Annotated in this window: 15 protein-coding genes; 10 read left to right on the forward strand and 5 right to left on the reverse strand. The window is 68.9% G+C overall.

Annotated features, from left to right (window positions below):
• Nucleotides 1-15: 15 nt before the first annotated feature.
• Nucleotides 16-1,278, forward strand: coding sequence for an MFS transporter (locus ACFOGJ_RS12365; protein WP_379900758.1), 1,263 nt, complete (start codon nucleotides 16-18; stop codon nucleotides 1,276-1,278).
• On the opposite strand, the gene ACFOGJ_RS12370 is transcribed toward ACFOGJ_RS12365, so the two are convergent.
• Nucleotides 1,275-2,117: a HugZ family pyridoxamine 5'-phosphate oxidase gene (locus ACFOGJ_RS12370; protein WP_379900760.1), complete on the reverse strand. Its 843-nt coding sequence runs from the start codon at nucleotides 2,115-2,117 to the stop codon at nucleotides 1,275-1,277. The genes ACFOGJ_RS12365 and ACFOGJ_RS12370 overlap by 4 nt on opposite strands.
• A 242-nt stretch (nucleotides 2,118-2,359) precedes the next feature.
• On the opposite strand from ACFOGJ_RS12370, the gene ACFOGJ_RS12375 reads away from it, so the two are divergent.
• Both ACFOGJ_RS12375 and ACFOGJ_RS12380 read left to right on the forward strand, forming a co-directional pair.
• Nucleotides 2,360-3,055 (forward strand): response regulator, encoded by a 696-nt coding sequence (locus ACFOGJ_RS12375; protein WP_379900762.1) that lies wholly within the window; start codon nucleotides 2,360-2,362, stop codon nucleotides 3,053-3,055.
• 3 nt (nucleotides 3,056-3,058) lie between these two features.
• Complete coding sequence (locus tag ACFOGJ_RS12380) at nucleotides 3,059-4,843, forward strand: stimulus-sensing domain-containing protein (RefSeq protein ID WP_379900764.1); 1,785 nt, start codon at nucleotides 3,059-3,061, stop codon at nucleotides 4,841-4,843.
• Here ACFOGJ_RS12380 and ACFOGJ_RS12385 read toward each other — a convergent pair.
• From ACFOGJ_RS12385 to ACFOGJ_RS12400, 4 genes are all read right to left on the reverse strand, one after another.
• Entirely contained in the window at nucleotides 4,827-5,903 is a 1,077-nt protein-coding gene (locus ACFOGJ_RS12385; protein ID WP_379900766.1) for an EAL domain-containing response regulator, read from the reverse strand. The two genes, ACFOGJ_RS12380 and ACFOGJ_RS12385, sit on opposite strands and share 17 nt — an antisense overlap.
• Complete coding sequence (locus ACFOGJ_RS12390) at nucleotides 5,855-6,214, reverse strand: hypothetical protein (protein ID WP_379900768.1); 360 nt, start codon at nucleotides 6,212-6,214, stop codon at nucleotides 5,855-5,857. The genes ACFOGJ_RS12385 and ACFOGJ_RS12390 overlap by 49 nt, the downstream gene beginning before the upstream one ends.
• A 147-nt stretch (nucleotides 6,215-6,361) precedes the next feature.
• Complete coding sequence (locus tag ACFOGJ_RS12395; RefSeq protein ID WP_379900770.1) at nucleotides 6,362-7,798, reverse strand: homospermidine synthase; 1,437 nt, start codon at nucleotides 7,796-7,798, stop codon at nucleotides 6,362-6,364.
• Nucleotides 7,799-8,010: 212 nt separating this feature from the next.
• Nucleotides 8,011-9,144 carry a type III PLP-dependent enzyme gene (locus ACFOGJ_RS12400; RefSeq protein WP_379900772.1) on the reverse strand — a complete coding sequence of 378 codons (1,134 nt, stop codon included), beginning with the start codon at nucleotides 9,142-9,144 and terminating at the stop codon, nucleotides 8,011-8,013.
• Nucleotides 9,145-9,847: 703 nt separating this feature from the next.
• On the opposite strand from ACFOGJ_RS12400, the gene ACFOGJ_RS12405 reads away from it, so the two are divergent.
• The 7 genes from ACFOGJ_RS12405 to ahcY all read left to right on the forward strand — a co-directional run bounded on the left by ACFOGJ_RS12405 (nucleotide 9,848) and on the right by ahcY (nucleotide 14,870).
• Complete coding sequence (locus ACFOGJ_RS12405; RefSeq protein WP_379900774.1) at nucleotides 9,848-10,207, forward strand: hypothetical protein; 360 nt, start codon at nucleotides 9,848-9,850, stop codon at nucleotides 10,205-10,207.
• A gap of 258 nt (nucleotides 10,208-10,465) precedes the next feature.
• A complete protein-coding gene (locus ACFOGJ_RS12410; RefSeq protein WP_379900775.1) occupies nucleotides 10,466-10,963 on the forward strand; it encodes a hypothetical protein in 498 nt (165 codons plus the stop codon).
• Nucleotides 10,964-11,129: 166 nt separating this feature from the next.
• Entirely contained in the window at nucleotides 11,130-11,594 is a 465-nt protein-coding gene (locus ACFOGJ_RS12415; protein WP_379900776.1) for an HPr kinase/phosphorylase, read from the forward strand.
• Between the two features lie 35 nt (nucleotides 11,595-11,629).
• Nucleotides 11,630-12,574, forward strand: a complete 945-nt coding sequence (gene rapZ / locus ACFOGJ_RS12420; protein ID WP_379900777.1) for an RNase adapter RapZ — start codon at nucleotides 11,630-11,632, stop codon at nucleotides 12,572-12,574.
• 87 nt (nucleotides 12,575-12,661) lie between these two features.
• Complete coding sequence (locus ACFOGJ_RS12425; RefSeq protein WP_379900778.1) at nucleotides 12,662-13,075, forward strand: PTS sugar transporter subunit IIA; 414 nt, start codon at nucleotides 12,662-12,664, stop codon at nucleotides 13,073-13,075.
• A 13-nt stretch (nucleotides 13,076-13,088) separates the two neighbouring features.
• The gene (locus ACFOGJ_RS12430) at nucleotides 13,089-13,406 is read left to right on the forward strand and encodes an HPr family phosphocarrier protein (protein ID WP_379900780.1); all 318 of its coding nucleotides are present in this window, start codon (nucleotides 13,089-13,091) and stop codon (nucleotides 13,404-13,406) included.
• Nucleotides 13,407-13,571: 165 nt separating this feature from the next.
• Complete coding sequence (gene ahcY, locus ACFOGJ_RS12435; protein ID WP_379900782.1) at nucleotides 13,572-14,870, forward strand: adenosylhomocysteinase; 1,299 nt, start codon at nucleotides 13,572-13,574, stop codon at nucleotides 14,868-14,870.
• Nucleotides 14,871-14,916: the final 46 nt, after the last annotated feature.

The following is a 14,916-nucleotide window of genomic DNA, read 5'->3' on the forward strand; positions in this document are numbered from 1 at the left end:
GCAGGACGCAATGCCATGACCGCAGCCACCGCATCGCTGAACCGGGACATCGTCGTCATGGGCGCCGTCAGCAGCGCCCATTTCCTGAGCCACTTCTTCCAGCTCGCGCTGCCGCCGCTGTTCGTCTTCGTGAGCGCCGGCCTGGGTGTCAGCTATGTCGAGCTCGGCCTGGTGATGACCGGCTTCTACGTCGCCTCCGGCGCGAGCCAGACGGTGGCCGGCTTCCTGGTGGACCGTTTCGGTCCGAAGATCATGCTGTTCGCCGGCACCGCCCTCCTGTGCATCGCCTCCGGCCTGATGAGCCAGGCGGACGGCTTCCTGGCGCTGTTGCTGCTGTCGGTGCTGGCCGGCATGGGCAATTCCGTCTTCCATCCGGCCGACTATTCGGTCCTGACCGCGACCATCAGCGCCAGCCGCATGGCCCGCGGCTATGCCGTCCACACTTTCGGCGGCTATGCCGGCTATGCCGCGGCGCCGCTGACCATGGTGCTGCTGGCGGAGGCCTATGGCTGGCGGGTGGCGCTGGCGGCGGCCGGGATCGGCGGCCTCGTCGTGCTGCTGGCGGTGATCGCGCTGAGCGGCAGCTTCGTCGACCCGCGCGGCACGGCGGAGGAACGCGCCCGCGGCGAAAACCGCACCGCGGCCGCCAATGACGGCGGCATCATGGGGTCGCTGCGCATGTTCGCGATGCCGCCGGTGCTGCTGTCCTTCTTCTACTTCACCTGCCTGGCGGCGGCCGGCGTCGGCTTCCAGTCCTTCCTGCCCGCGATCCAGCACGGCCTGTTCGACCGGCCGGAGCGGATCAGCGCCGAGGCGCTGACCTGCTTCCTGGTCGCCGTCTCCGTCGGCATCCTGTTCGGCGGCATGCTGGCCGACCGGGTGGTGAAGCACGACCGGATCGTCGCGGCCGGGCTGGCCGTGGCGATCGCCGGCGTGCTGCTTGTCGCCTCGGTGCCCTTCGCCGCGATCAGCCTCTATGCCGTCGTCGCCGTCGCCGGCCTGGGCTACGGCGTCACCATCCCGTCGCGCGACATGCTGGTCCGCGCCGCCGCGCCGGAAGGGGCGACCGGCCGCATCTTCGGTTTCGTCTATTCGGGCCTGGATGTCGGCGCCGCCACCGCGCCGCTGCTGATCGGCCTGTTGCTGTCGGCCGGCCAGTTCGCTGCGGGGCTGTGGCTGGTCGCCGCCTTCATGGCCCTGGCGGCCAGCGTCGCCCTTGCCGTCCGGCTGGCAAGCTTCGCCCGGCGGCGGGCGGCCCAGGCCGGCAACGCCGCCTAGGCAGGCTTCTCCGCATCGCCGGCACCACCGGCCGCACGGGCCCGCTGCACCAGCGCGACCAGTGCGGCGCGAGCCGCCGCGGCATCGGCGATCGGCGCATCGAAGTCCAGCCGCAGGACAGGTCCCGTGCCGTCTCCGGCCCGCATGTCGATGCCCTCCGGATCGCAGCCGGTCATTCGCCAGTCGGCCGGCGGGGCGCCGCACAGGATGGTGGCGTACAAGGCGATGGCGTCGGCATGGTCGGCGTTCATATGGTCGACGATGCCGGCCTCCGCCGCCGCCAGTGCCGCCGTCGGGCCGGCGAAGCGGTACTGCCCGCCCGTCGCCCAAGCGATCCGGCCGAAGCCCGCGACCAGGTGCGCGGCCTCCACCTGCAGGGTCCAGAGACGGAAATCCGCAAAGGCGGCGTAGCCTGCCGCCTGCGGATGGCGGGCCAGGAAGCGTGCCCGCAGCGCCGCATCGTCCGCGGCCGGCGGCGGCGCCAGCCGACCCAGCAGGCTCGCGCGCGGCCCGGCCAGGGGATCCGCGGCGGTTCGTGCGGCTCCGCCGGCGGGCGTCATGCTGCCGGCCACCGCCAGCGCCACCCGGTCGTCCGCGCTGGCATTGGCGCTGTGCTGCGCCAGGTCCGACAGCAGCAGCACCGGCGTGCCGTCGGGCGCCGCCGCCACGAGCACCATCGACGCATGCGGCCAGCCGGCCAGATCACCCGATTCGCCGCTTCGACCGGCTTTCATCAGGGTCGCAAGGGTGCCGGTCGCGGCCTGCCGCAGCAGCCGCCGGGAGAGGGTGCCGGGCGGGGTTTCGCTGCCCCTGGCATCGGTCGTGCCGGTCTCGCTCATCTCATTGACTTGCCGAAGATCTTTCTGTGGTCAACACTGCCATATTTCCGGCTGCGCCACGTCTGGTTCCTGGATCGGTATCCCAGGTTTCCCATCTCGGTCTCGCACCCTCCCGCCGCCTCTGGCGCCCCGGCTGGCGGATCAGGATGCCGGATGCCACGATCGCGCACCGGCAGGCAAGGCTGCCCGGGGTACGGGATCCGGTCCGCGGGGGTGGGGCCGGTGTCACAAGAGGTTACGGTGTGAACGCAAATATCGCCCTCGTCGACGACGACCGCCATATCCTGACATCGGTTTCGATCGCCCTGGAGAGCGAGGGCTATACCGTCAGCACCTATACCGACGGTGCCGATGCCCTGCGCGGCATTGCCGCCCAGCCCGTCGACCTGGTTGTGCTGGACATCAAGATGCCGCGGCTGGACGGCATGGAAACCCTTCAGAAGCTGCGGCGCACCTCCAACGTCCCCGTGATCTTCCTGACCTCCAAGGATGACGAGGTGGACGAGGTTCTGGGGCTGAAGATGGGCGCGGACGATTATGTCCGGAAGCCGTTCTCGCAGCGCCTGCTGATCGAGCGGGTGCGCGCGGTCCTGCGCCGCGCCGACGGCAGCCAGAAGGTCTCCGAGGATGCCGAGCAGAAGATGATCCGCGGCCAGCTGGTGCTGGACCGCAGCCGTCACCTCTGCACCTGGCGCGGGACATCCGTCACCCTGACGGTCACCGAGTTCATGCTCCTGCAGGCCCTGGCCCAGCGCCCGGGCCATGTCAAAAGCCGCGACCAGCTGATGGACGCCGCCTATGACGACAATGTCTATGTCGACGACCGCACGATCGACAGCCACATCAAGCGGCTGCGGAAGAAGTTCAAGGTGATCGATCCCGACTTCTCCTCGATCGAGACCCTCTACGGCATCGGCTACCGCTACTCAGAAGTCTAGGCCATGTCCCGGTCCGACGAGGCCGGCACGGCCGACCCCGGCGGGGGCGCGTCCGGTTCCAGTATGCCTGGTCGCCGCGACCGTGACGCGGAGGAGGGTGAGGCCCCGCGCCGCAGCGCCGCCACGACCCCGGCGCGGCGGCTGCTCAGCCGCATCCTGGCGATCAACATGCTGGCCCCGATCCTGCTGGTCGGCGGCCTGCTCTACCTGGACGAATACCGCGACTCGCTGCTGGAACAGAACATCCGCGCGCTGATCGTGCAGGGCGAACTGATCGCCGGCGCGCTGAGCGAGGCCGCCGTCAGCGAGACGGACGGCAGGGCCCGCATCGGCGCAGGACGGGCCGAGATCCAGCAGCTCCCCTCCGCCGGCGACCCGCTCGACGACCAGGGCGCCCCCGGGCTGAATGTCGCGGAGGCGCGGCCGATCGTGCGCCGGATCGCCGCCGCCACCGACATGGACCTGCGCCTGTTCGCCGCGGACGGCGCCCTGGTCGCCGATTCCCGTGCGCTGATCGGCTCCGGCCGTGGCGTCATGGCCCTGGAACTGCCGCCGCCGGAGGCAGACGATGCCGACGCGGTCGAAGGCATCCTGCAATGGCTCTACGACCAGTACACCCTGATCTTCCCGACCTACGAGAACCTGCCGCCGCGGGTGCAGAACATCGTCGACGAGGCCACCGACTACGAAGAGGCGCTCTACGCCCTGGACGGGGAGGTCGCCACCGGCCTGCGCGCCGCGACCGACAACCGGCTGGTGATCACCGTCGCCATCCCGGTCCAGGGCCTGCGCCGGATTGTCGGTGCGGTGCTGCTGGAGACAGACAGCCGGGCGATCGACGACACCGTGCGGCAGCAGCGCCTGAACGTGCTGCAGCTGTTCGTGCTGGTGCTGGCGCTGACGGTGCTGCTGTCGGTGTTCCTGGCGCGCACCATCGCCCGCCCGGTGCGGCGCCTGGCGCGTGCCGCGGAACAGGTCCATGCCGGCCGCGGCCGGCGGGTGGTGATCCCCGACTTCACCGGTCGCGGCGACGAGATCGGCGAGCTGTCGGGCAGCCTGCGCGACATGACCGACGCCTTGTACCGCCGGATCGACGCGATCGAGCGCTTCGCCGCCGATGTCGCGCATGAGCTGCGCAATCCCCTGACCAGCCTGCGCAGCGCGGTGGAGACCCTGGAACTGGCGAGATCGCCGGAGCAGAAGCAGCGGCTGATGGAGATCGTCTATGCCGATGTCGGGCGCATCGACCGGCTGATCAGCGACATCTCCGACGCCAGCCGGCTGGACGCCGAGCTGGGCCGGGCGGAGGAAGAGGTCGTCGACATCAACGCCATGCTGTCGGCGCTGGCGGAGGTCTACCGCAATACCCGCGGGATGGAGGGGCCGGACGGCCGCCGGCTCGATCTGCAGCTGCCTGCGGAACAGCTCCGGGTACGGGGCATCGAGGGCCGGCTGGGCCAGGTGTTCCGCAACCTGATCGACAATGCCCTGTCGTTCAGCCCGCCGCAGGGGGTGATCGCCGTGCGCGCGCTGCGCCGGGACGGCCGGATCGTGGTCAGCGTGCAGGACCAGGGACCGGGCATCCCGCCGGAGAATATCGGCCGGATCTTCCAGCGCTTCTTCACCGAGCGGCCGCCGCAGGAGACATTCGGCGAGCATTCCGGCCTGGGCCTGGCGATCTGCAAGCAGATCGTCGAGGCGATGGGCGGCACCATCGAGGCCGGCAATGCCACCGATGCCGGTGGCAATGTCCTGGGCGCGCGCTTCGTGGTCACCCTGCCGGGCTGACGGCCGCCTGGCCAGGGCCCTGCCGGGCGACGATCCCGGCAACCGCCTCCGGCAGAACCGGCCGACTGACGGCATAGCCCTGCACCTCGTCGCAGCCGCAATCACGCAGGAAGTCCAGCATGGCTTTCGTCTCCACCCCCTCGCCCACAGTGCGCAGGCCCAGTTCATGCGCCATGCGGACCAGGGTGCGGACGATCACCCGCGCCTCTTCCTGCTGCTCCACCTGGGAGACGAAGGTCCGGTCGATCTTCAGCTCGTTGAACGGCATCTTGTAGAGTTCGACCAGTGACGAATGGCCGGTGTCGAAATCGTCGATCGACAGGCCGAAGCCGTTCAGGCGGAAGCGGGTCAGGACCTCGGTCGCGGCCACCGCGTCCCGGCTCACGGCGCTCTCCGTCACCTCCAGCGTGATCCGTCCCGGCGCCACCCCTTCGTCACGGGCCGTGCGCGCCAGGGGGTCCGGCAATGTGGTGTCGCCCAGCAGGGCCTGCGACAGGTTGACGGCAACCTGCAGGCGCAGTCCTTCGGCCTGCCACTGCGCCGCCTGGCCGGCGGCGGCGCGGAACACGGTGTCGGTCAGCCCGCCGGTCAGGCCGGACTGTTCGGCAAGGCCGATGAACCGGGCCGGCGGCACCTCGCCATGCCGCGGATGCCGCCATCGCACCAGTGCCTCGACCCCGGCGATACGGTCGGGCCGCCCCTCCCGCCCCAGGACCAGCTTCGGCTGGTAGCGCAGGAACAGGTCGCCGTCGGCGATCGCCGCGGCCAGGTCGGAACAGGACAGTTCGCCGGTCGGCCCGCCGCCCTCCGCGGGCAGGTCGCGCGGGATCTCCTGCTCCGCCAGACCGGACAGCAGTGCTTCCAGCGCCTCGACCGCGAACGGCTTCTCCAGTGCACCGGCAATCGACAATCCACGCGACCGGCCGAATTCACTGGCGGACTTCAGGACGCGGCGGTCGGCGCCGCTGATCAGGATGATCCGGGCCCGGCTGTGCTGGCGGTAAAGTTCGTTCAGCAATGCCAGGCCGTCGTAACCCGGCAGGTGCAGGTCCAGGAGCACGATGGAAGGAGAGCCTCCTCGTAGCGCCGCAGGAAGCCGGCCGGTCCGTCGGCCACCACCGCCTCCAGACCAAGCCCTTCGGCGATCTCCGCGGCAAGCCGGCAGACCGCGGGATTGTCGTCGACGACCAGCACCCGGGTTTCACCGGGGCCCGGCGTCCGTTCGCGAAGGTTGGTCTGGCTTCGGCTCATCCAATCCATGTCGACGATCGCTCGCTGCGCGGGGCGCGATCCGGCATCGCCGCCCCCCGGATACGAAAACGAAACAGGCAGTCGGATAGACGTAGTGATGTCTGTGACGGTGACAGTCACAAGCCGTTCAACGCCGCGAAACAGCGAAAGTTCTTCCCGATATCCGGGACAATTTCAGTCGAATTGCAGAAAAGAATCGTTGCTAATGGCAGATATTCTTGCTTGCCGGTATCTTGATTCGATGGAGACCGACCGGCCGGCGACGGCCTACCGGACGAGGATGTTGCGGAACTGCCAGGGATCCTCCAGGTCGAGATCCTCCGGGAACAGCACCGCACGGCGGTCCAGCGGCGTCCAGTCGGTATAGACGCCGATCACCGGCCCCAGATAGGGCCGCTGCACTTCCAGGCAGCGCCGGAAGTCCATCTCGTCGGTCTCCACGATCCCGGCGGCGGGGTTCTCCAGCGCCCAGACCATGCCGGCGATCACGGCGGAAGTCACCTGCAGCCCGGTGGCGTTCTGGTAGGGCGCCAGCTCCCGCGTCTCCTCGATGGAGAGCTGCGAGCCGTACCAGTAGGCATTGCGGCCATGGCCGAACAGCAGGACACCCAGCTCGTCGATGCCGTCGACGATCTCGAATTCGTCGAGGAAGCGGAGTTCCGGCTGCTCCAGCCAGCCGCGCCCCGCCATCTCGTCCAGCGACAGCACGGCGTCGTCGCAGGGGTGGTAGGCATAGTGGCAGGTCGGCCGGTAGACGACCCTGTCGCCGTCACGCACGCTGAAATAGTCCGCGATGGAGATCGATTCGTTGTGGGTCACCAGGAAGCCGTTCTGCGCCTGCGCCGTCGGCGTCCAGCTGCGCACCCGGGTGCCGGCCCCGGGGCGCAGCATGTAGATCGCCGAGCGGCAGCCATCCTCATGCTCCTGGCCGAGCGGCGGGAACCATTTCTCGTGCGTGCCCCAGCCCAGCTCCGCCGGCTGCAGCCCCTCGGAGATGAAGCCCGCAATCGACCAGGTGTTGACGAAGGTGTTGCGCTGCTTCGGCGTGCGGGCCCGCTGCGTGTCGCGTTCCGCGACATGGATGCCCTTCACGCCGGTCTTCTGCATCAGCGCCGCCCAGCTCGCCCGGTCCTGCGGCACCGTACCGTCGGGATTGGTGCCGGTGTCGCGCGCCACGTCCAGCAGCGCCTGCTTCACGAACCAGGACACCATCCCCGGATTGGCGCCACAGCAGGACACGGCGGTCGTGCCGCCGGGGCTGGCCGCCTTCTCCGCCCGCACCGCTTCGCGCAGCGCATAGTTGGTGCGCTGCGAGGCGGTCAGTTCGCTGTCGGTGTAGAACCCCGCCCACGGCTCCACCACCGTGTCGATGTACAGCACGCCCAGTTCCCGGCAGAGCCGGATCATGTCGAGGGAGGACACATCGACCGACAGGTTGACGCAGAAGCCCTGGCCCTCGCCCTCCGTCAGCAGCGGAGTCAGCAGCTCGCGGTAATTGTCCGGTGTCACCGCCTTCTGGATGAAGCGCACGCCGCGGGCATCCAGCAGGCTGCGGCTGGCATCGTCGGGATCGATGACCACGAAGCGGGCGGGGTCATAGTCGAAATGCCGCTGGATCAGCGGCAGGGTGCCCCGGCCGATGGTGCCGAGGCCGATCATGACGACCGGGCCGGAGATCTGGCGCTTGATGGGCCATTCGTTCATGTCGGGTCCACCTTTCGGGTCGGATCGGACAGACGAAGCGTCCGTGCTGCGTGCAATGGAAAGCGGAGCGCCGGCGACGGGACGCCGACGCCGGGCAACCTATCAGGTTGGGCCGCGCAGAGTCAGGGGGAGGAGGAGAGAGCTTGCGGGGGGACTGAGAACGCAGACGGGCGGCAGACCGTCACGGACTGCCGCCCGTCGGATCACGTCGTTCAGATGACGTAGGACTGCAGCGGCGGGAAACCGTTGAAGCCGATCGTGGAATAGGTCGTCGTATAGGCGCCGCAGGCCTCGATCAGCACCTCGTCGCCGATCGCCAGCGAGACGGGCAACGCATAGGGCGTCTTCTCGTACAGCACATCGGCGCTGTCGCAGGTCGGGCCGGCCAGCACGCAGGGCGCGGTCGCATCGCCGTCGCGAGGGGTGGTGATCGGATAGCGGATCGCCTCCTCCATCGTCTCGGCCAGGCCGCCGAACTTGCCGATGTCCAGATAGACCCAGCGCACCGGGTCGTCGTCGGACTTGCGGCTGATCAGCACGACCTCGGCCTTGATCACGCCGGCGCCGCCGACCATGCCGCGGCCGGGCTCGATGATCGTCTCGGGCAGGCGGTTGCCGAAATGATGGCGGATATAGCTGTAGATCGAGGCGCCATAGGCTTCCGCCGCCGGCACGTCCTTCAGGTAGCGGGTCGGGAAGCCGCCGCCCAGATTGACCATGCGCAGGTGGATGCCACGCTCCGCCAGGGTGCGGAAGATCGCCGCGGCCTGGCCCAGCGCCAGGTCCCAGGCCGGCATGTTGGTCTGCTGCGAGCCGACATGGAAGGACACGCCGTAGGGGCGCAGCTGCAGGCGCTGCGCGGCCTCCAGCACGTCGACCGCCATCGCGGGCTCGCAGCCGAACTTGCGGGACAGCGGCCATTCCGCGCCCTCGCCGTCGCACAGGATGCGGCAGAACACGCGGGCGCCGGGCGCATACTCGGCGACCTTCTCGACTTCCGCCACGCAATCGACGGCAAACAGGTCGACGCCAAGCTCATGGGCGGTGCCGATGTCGCGCGCCTTCTTGATCGTGTTGCCGAAGGAGATCCGGTCCGCGGTCGCGCCGGCGTCCAGCACCAGGCGGATCTCGCCGACGGAGGCGCAGTCGAAGCAGGACCCCAGCTCGACCAGCAGGCGCAGGACTTCCGGCGCCGGATTGGCCTTCACCGCGTAGTAGACGCGGGTGTCCGGCATCGCATGGGCGAAGGCCAGGAAATTGTCGCGGACCACGTCCAGGTCGACGACCAGGCAGGGGCCCTCGGGTCGTCGGTCGCGGAAGAACTGCAGCATACGTTCGGTGGCCATGGCGGCAACTCCCGTTCACAAAAGCTGTTACCGACACGAAGCCCGTTCCTGCCCCGGCTGCCGCGCACAAGGATGGCACGGCCGCACGACTGGCGGGTTCAAGCCTCGACGTTTCGCTCGGTCCCGGAGATGGATCGTCCGCGACCGATGTGCTGCCTTCGCTTTGGATCGGGAGTCCCGTTCCGCACGCCTGGCAATGATGGTGTGCCTCTTCAGTAACCCCGGCCTTTGGAGGGACCGGCAGAGACCAAAAAAGCCCTCACCGTCGTTGCTTTAAGCCGTCCGGGGAATGTTGCGTGAGATGCGGGGCGAACCGCCGCATCGTCTCGGACGACCACAGGCACGTGCGACTATTGGGCGAGGCGAGACATATGACCTCGCCGCCCCGGACACAAGGGGATTCGTGGGGGGATTCCCAGGATTTTTTGCGGCCGCCCGCGAAACGGCAGAAGTGTTGCTCCATAGCAATACCCGGCGGGCATCCCAGGCGGCACCGGATACCCCGGCAGAGGGCGGCGGCCGCAATTCGTCACAACCGGACACGGGACGATGCCGTCCGGCTGTGCTTGCCTGGACACGGCTCGGATCATCGCGAAGAGAAGGAACGAATCATGTCGGACCGCCGCTGCCACCGCATCCACACCGTCCTGCTCGCCGGCCTGCTGCTGCTGGGGGCAACGCAGTCGCGCAGGCAACCGTTTTCGTGCGGCTGATCAAGGTGCAGGTCGTCAACGACACCGGCGCCACGGTCACTGTCGCGTACGGCGAACTGGAAAGCGGCGTGTGGGACAGCCAGCCCGTCCCGGGCACGGCGATCGCACCAGACGAAGCGGCCAGCTTCAGCACCGGCGTCACCGACATCTTCGAACCCCTCGACGACAGCGTTTCGCCGAGCGGGGCCGCGGGCACCGCGTTCGACACTACCTGGTCCTGGCAGCTCGAAGCCGCCGCGGACCTCAGCGCGACGGTAACCGCCGGCGCGGCCGCCACGCAGATCCATGCCGAAGATCCCAGATCCGACCTTCCCCCCTATGTGGTGACCCTGAAGAAAGCCCCGCAGTGACCGTTCTGCCGCCGGATCTCCCGGTCCGCACGCCTGCCAATCTGCAGAACCCCGCCAGCAACACCGGCCTGCGGAGGGGACGACCGCAGGCATCCGCGACTATTGGGCAAGCGCTCAATTGCGGCTTGCGCTCCATGGTTGCCGCGGCGAAATGCCGGACGGGTTGCGGCCGCCGGACACAATTCGAGACATCTGCGTGTCGGCAAGCGGCGCTATCCTGCAGCACTGCATGCCAAAAGCAGCCCAGGAGGAAACAGCATGGCAGCCCGTCGTGACGCTTGGACCGCGATGCCCCGCCGCATCTTGCGGCTCATGGCCGCCCTCCTGGCGGCCGCCGCACTGTCGCTGGCGCCCTATGGCGCAGATTCTGTCCGGGCTGCCGCTTCCTATGTCTCGGTCGAGTTGGTCTTCGTCAACAGCACGTCGCACAGCCTGACCGTGCAAGGCGCCTACCCGACCAATGGTCTATGGGGGCAGGGTCAGGAGCCGAAGGTGGGCACGATCTATCCGCCGGGCAGTGAAGGCCGGTTCAAGGTCGTGTCGGTGACATATGACGAGGGCTGCGGCGCCTACCTGCTTCTCGGCTCACCCACAGGAGAGGAGGTCGTGATCTCGGTCTCCTTGCCGTTCAACGGCCCTTTCCAGCAGAACGTCACCTCGCCCGGCAATGCAATCCAAACCACCGGACTGGTCGTCGAGCCGGACCCGGACAACGAACATCTGCAGATGAGGATGGAGCTGCTCGACCCGCAGTAGACGCCGAAAAATCGCCCGGACGCAGGCCGACAGGCGCCCATACGCCATGCCGGCGCCCCATTTGCGATGGCCACCTGCCGGGTCCGGCCGCGCCGGCGGGCCGGGGGCCCCGCCGGCAACGGGATTTACGTTGACAGCGTCCGGCTCTGCCCCGACTGTCCCGGCCATGTCCGGCCAGGCTTCAGCCATCCTGCATGCGACCTGCATCGCCATCGGCGAAGCCGGCGTGCTGCTGCGCGGCCCGTCCGGCAGCGGCAAGTCGGACCTGGCCCTGCGCCTGATCGACGCGGGCGCCGCCCTGGTGGCAGACGACATGGTCGCGCTGGCGGCCACGGACGGCAGGCTCCGCGCCGCGCCGCCGCCGCCGCTCGCCGGCCTGCTGGAGGTTCGCGGCATCGGCCCGCTCCGCCTGCCCCACCGGGACGCCGACCTGTGCCTGGCGGTCGACCTGGTCCCGGCCGCTGAGATCGAGCGGGTGCCGCTGCCGGCGGAGCTTGCGCTCCTGGGCTGCCGGCTGCCGCTGCTGCGCATCGACCCGGAAGCCGCTTCCGCGCCGGCCCGGCTGCGCCTGGCGGTTGCCTGCCGCGACCAGCTGCCGGGCGCGCATCTGACCCGCGCGGCGGCGGAATGAACACGCCGGTGACCGGCCGTGGCGCCGGCGATGCAATGCATCCTGCGGAAAGCGGGCCCGGCGACGTGCTGGTGGTGACCGGCATGTCGGGCGCCGGCAAGACCACGGCGCTGAAGCTGCTGGAGGACCTGGGCTACGAGGCGGTGGACAACCTGCCGCTGTCACTGCTGCCGCGGCTGGTGGCGCGGCGCCCCGGCGACAGCCAGCGCCGCAGCCCCCACATGGGCACCGCCGTCGGGGTCGATACCCGGACCCGCGACTTCGACCCCGAGGGCCTGATCGCGGCACTGGCACGGCTGCGCCGCGGCAGCGCCGGCAGCCTTCCGGACGGCGCGGCGGAGCGCCGCGACCTGCCGCACCGCCTGCCCACCGGCATCCGGCTGGTGTTCTTCGACTGCGACGATGCGGTGCTGCAGCAGCGCTTCACCGCGACAAGGCGGCGCCACCCCCTGGCGCTGGACCGGCCGGTGGCGGACGGTATCGCGGTGGAGCGCCGGCTGATGACGCCGCTCCGCGACGCCGCGGACGAGACCATCGACACTTCGCTGCTGTCGCTGCCGGACCTGCGGCAGCTGCTGCACGAGCGCTTCGGCGCCACAAGGGACGCGGCGATGACCGTGATCCTGACCTCCTTCTCCTTCCGCCGCGGCCTGCCGCGGGAGGCGGATCTGGTATTCGACGTGCGTTTCCTGAGGAACCCGTACTACGATCCGGCGCTGTCGCCGCGGACCGGCGACGATCCGGAAGTCGGCGCCTATATCGCCGGCGATCCGGATTTCCCGGCCTTCTTCGACCGGCTTTCGGGCCTTCTGCGCATGCTGCTGCCACGCTATGCGCAGGAGGGAAAGCAGTACCTGACCATCGCCATCGGCTGCACCGGCGGCCGGCACCGGTCCGTCTATACGGCGCGCCTTCTGTCCGACCTGCTTGCCAGCGACGGAATACAGGTTACGCTGCGCCACCGTGACCGCGACCTGTAGATTCAGCCCCCGGCGGGCTGGCCCCGGCTGCGGTCGCGTGCGTATGCGCCGGCCCGGCCGGCGGAGCCTCGAAGCGGATCCCGCCCCATGATCGGTCTCGTCCTCGTCACCCACGGGAAGCTGGCCGCCGAATTCCTTGCCGCCCTGCACCATGTCGTCGGTGAACAGAAGGCCGTGGAGGCCGTCTGCATCGGCCCGGACGACGACATGGAGGCACGCCGCAACGACATCCTGGCCGCCGTGGCCCGGGTCAATGACGGTAGCGGCGTGGTGGTGCTGACCGACATGTTCGGCGGCACGCCGTCGAATATGGCGATCTCGATCATGGACCAGGCCCCGGTCGAGGTGATCGCCGGCATCAACCTGCCGATGCTGATCCGCCTGGCCACGGTCCGCGAGAAGATGCCCCTGAAGGATGCCGCCCATGCGGCGCAGGAGGCGGGCCGGAAATACATCAACATCGCCTCCGCGCTGCTGGCCGCGGACGGCCCGCGCGCCTGAGCATCCGCGGCCGATGAGCAGTGGCGGCACGCAGGACGGGGGCAGTCCGGCGGCCGGCGGTGCGCCCCTGCGACGCACCCTGACGATCCTGAACCAGCGCGGCCTGCACGCGCGCGCCGCCGCCAAGTTCGCGCAATGCGCCGGCGCTTTCGATGCCGAGATTACCGTCATCCGCGGGCCCTACAGCGTCAACGGCACCTCGATCATGGGCCTGATGATGCTGGGAGCCGCCCAGGGTGTGGAGGTCACGGTGGAGACCAGCGGGCCACAGGCGGACGCCGCCATGGCGGCCATCGCCGCCCTGATCGGCAACCGGTTCGGAGAGAGTTGACCCGAACCGATATAATCATATAAAGATCTCTTTATATCACGACTGAGCGCCAGTTCCCGGCGTCCCGTCCCGCTGGGCCGATGGCGCGCGGCGACCGCCCTGACATGGGCGGACCCGTCGCGCCGTCGGCGCAGCCACTTCTGCGAACGAGGAAAGGAACCATCGATGGCGGAATTCACCGACTACAAGGTCAAGGATATCGGTCTGGCCGACTGGGGCCGTCACGAGATCGAGATCGCCGAGACCGAGATGCCGGGCCTGATGTCGCTGCGCGAGGAATACGGCGCCAGCCAGCCGCTGAAGGGTGCGCGCATCTCCGGCTGCCTGCACATGACGATCCAGACCGCGGTGCTGATCGAGACCCTGGTCGCGCTGGGCGCCACCGTGCGCTGGTCGTCCTGCAACATCTTCTCGACCCAGGACCATGCCGCCGCCGCCATCGCCGCGGCGGGGATCCCCGTCTTCGCCTGGAAGGGCATGTCGGAGGAGGAGTTCTGGTGGGCCATCGACCAGACCATCACCGGCCCCGACGGCTGGGAACTGAACATGATCCTGGACGATGGCGGCGACCTGACGCAGGTGATGCATGAGAAGCATGCCGACCTGCTGAAGAAGGCCGTGAAGGGCCTGTCGGAGGAGACCACGACCGGCGTCCACCGGCTCTATGAGATGGAGCGGGCGGGCAAGCTGTTCGTGCCGGCGATCAACGTCAACGACAGCGTGACCAAGTCGAAGTTCGACAATGTCTATGGCTGCCGCGAGAGCCTGGTCGACGCCGTGCGCCGGGCCACCGACGTGATGATGGCCGGCAAGGTCGCCGTGGTCTGCGGCTATGGCGATGTCGGCAAAGGTTCCGCCGACAGCCTGCGCAATGCCGGCTGCCGGGTGAAGGTGACCGAGATCGACCCGATCTGCGCGCTGCAGGCGGCGATGGAAGGCTACGAGGTCGTCACGATGGATCAGGCGGCATCCACCGCCGACATCTTCGTGACCGCCACCGGCAATGTCGATGTCATCACCGTCGATCACATGCGGCAGATGAAGGATCGCGCGATCGTCTGCAACATCGGCCATTTCGACAGCGAGATCCAGGTCAACGCGCTGCGCAACATGACCTGGAAGAACATCAAGCCGCAGGTCGACGAGATCGAGTTCCCGGACGGCAAGAAGATCATCCTGCTGGCCGAGGGCCGGCTGGTGAACCTGGGCTGTGCCACCGGCCATCCCAGCTTCGTCATGAGCGCCTCCTTCACCAACCAGACCCTGGCCCAGATCGAGCTGTGGAAGAACAGCGAGAAGTACGAGAACAAGGTCTACACCCTGCCGAAGCACCTGGACGAGCGGGTTGCCAGCCTGCACCTGGCCAAGCTGAACGCCGCCCTGACCGAGCTGACCGCCGCGCAGGCCAAGTATATCGGCGTGCCGGAGACCGGCCCGTTCAAGCCGGACTACTACCGCTACTGACCGGCTTTGCCGGCCGGCCCCCCGCGGACCCGGGTCCGCGGGCCGG

The sequence above is a fragment of the Marinibaculum pumilum genome, from assembly GCF_042646425.1.
GTDB classification, from domain to species: domain Bacteria; phylum Pseudomonadota; class Alphaproteobacteria; order Ferrovibrionales; family Ferrovibrionaceae; genus Marinibaculum; species Marinibaculum pumilum.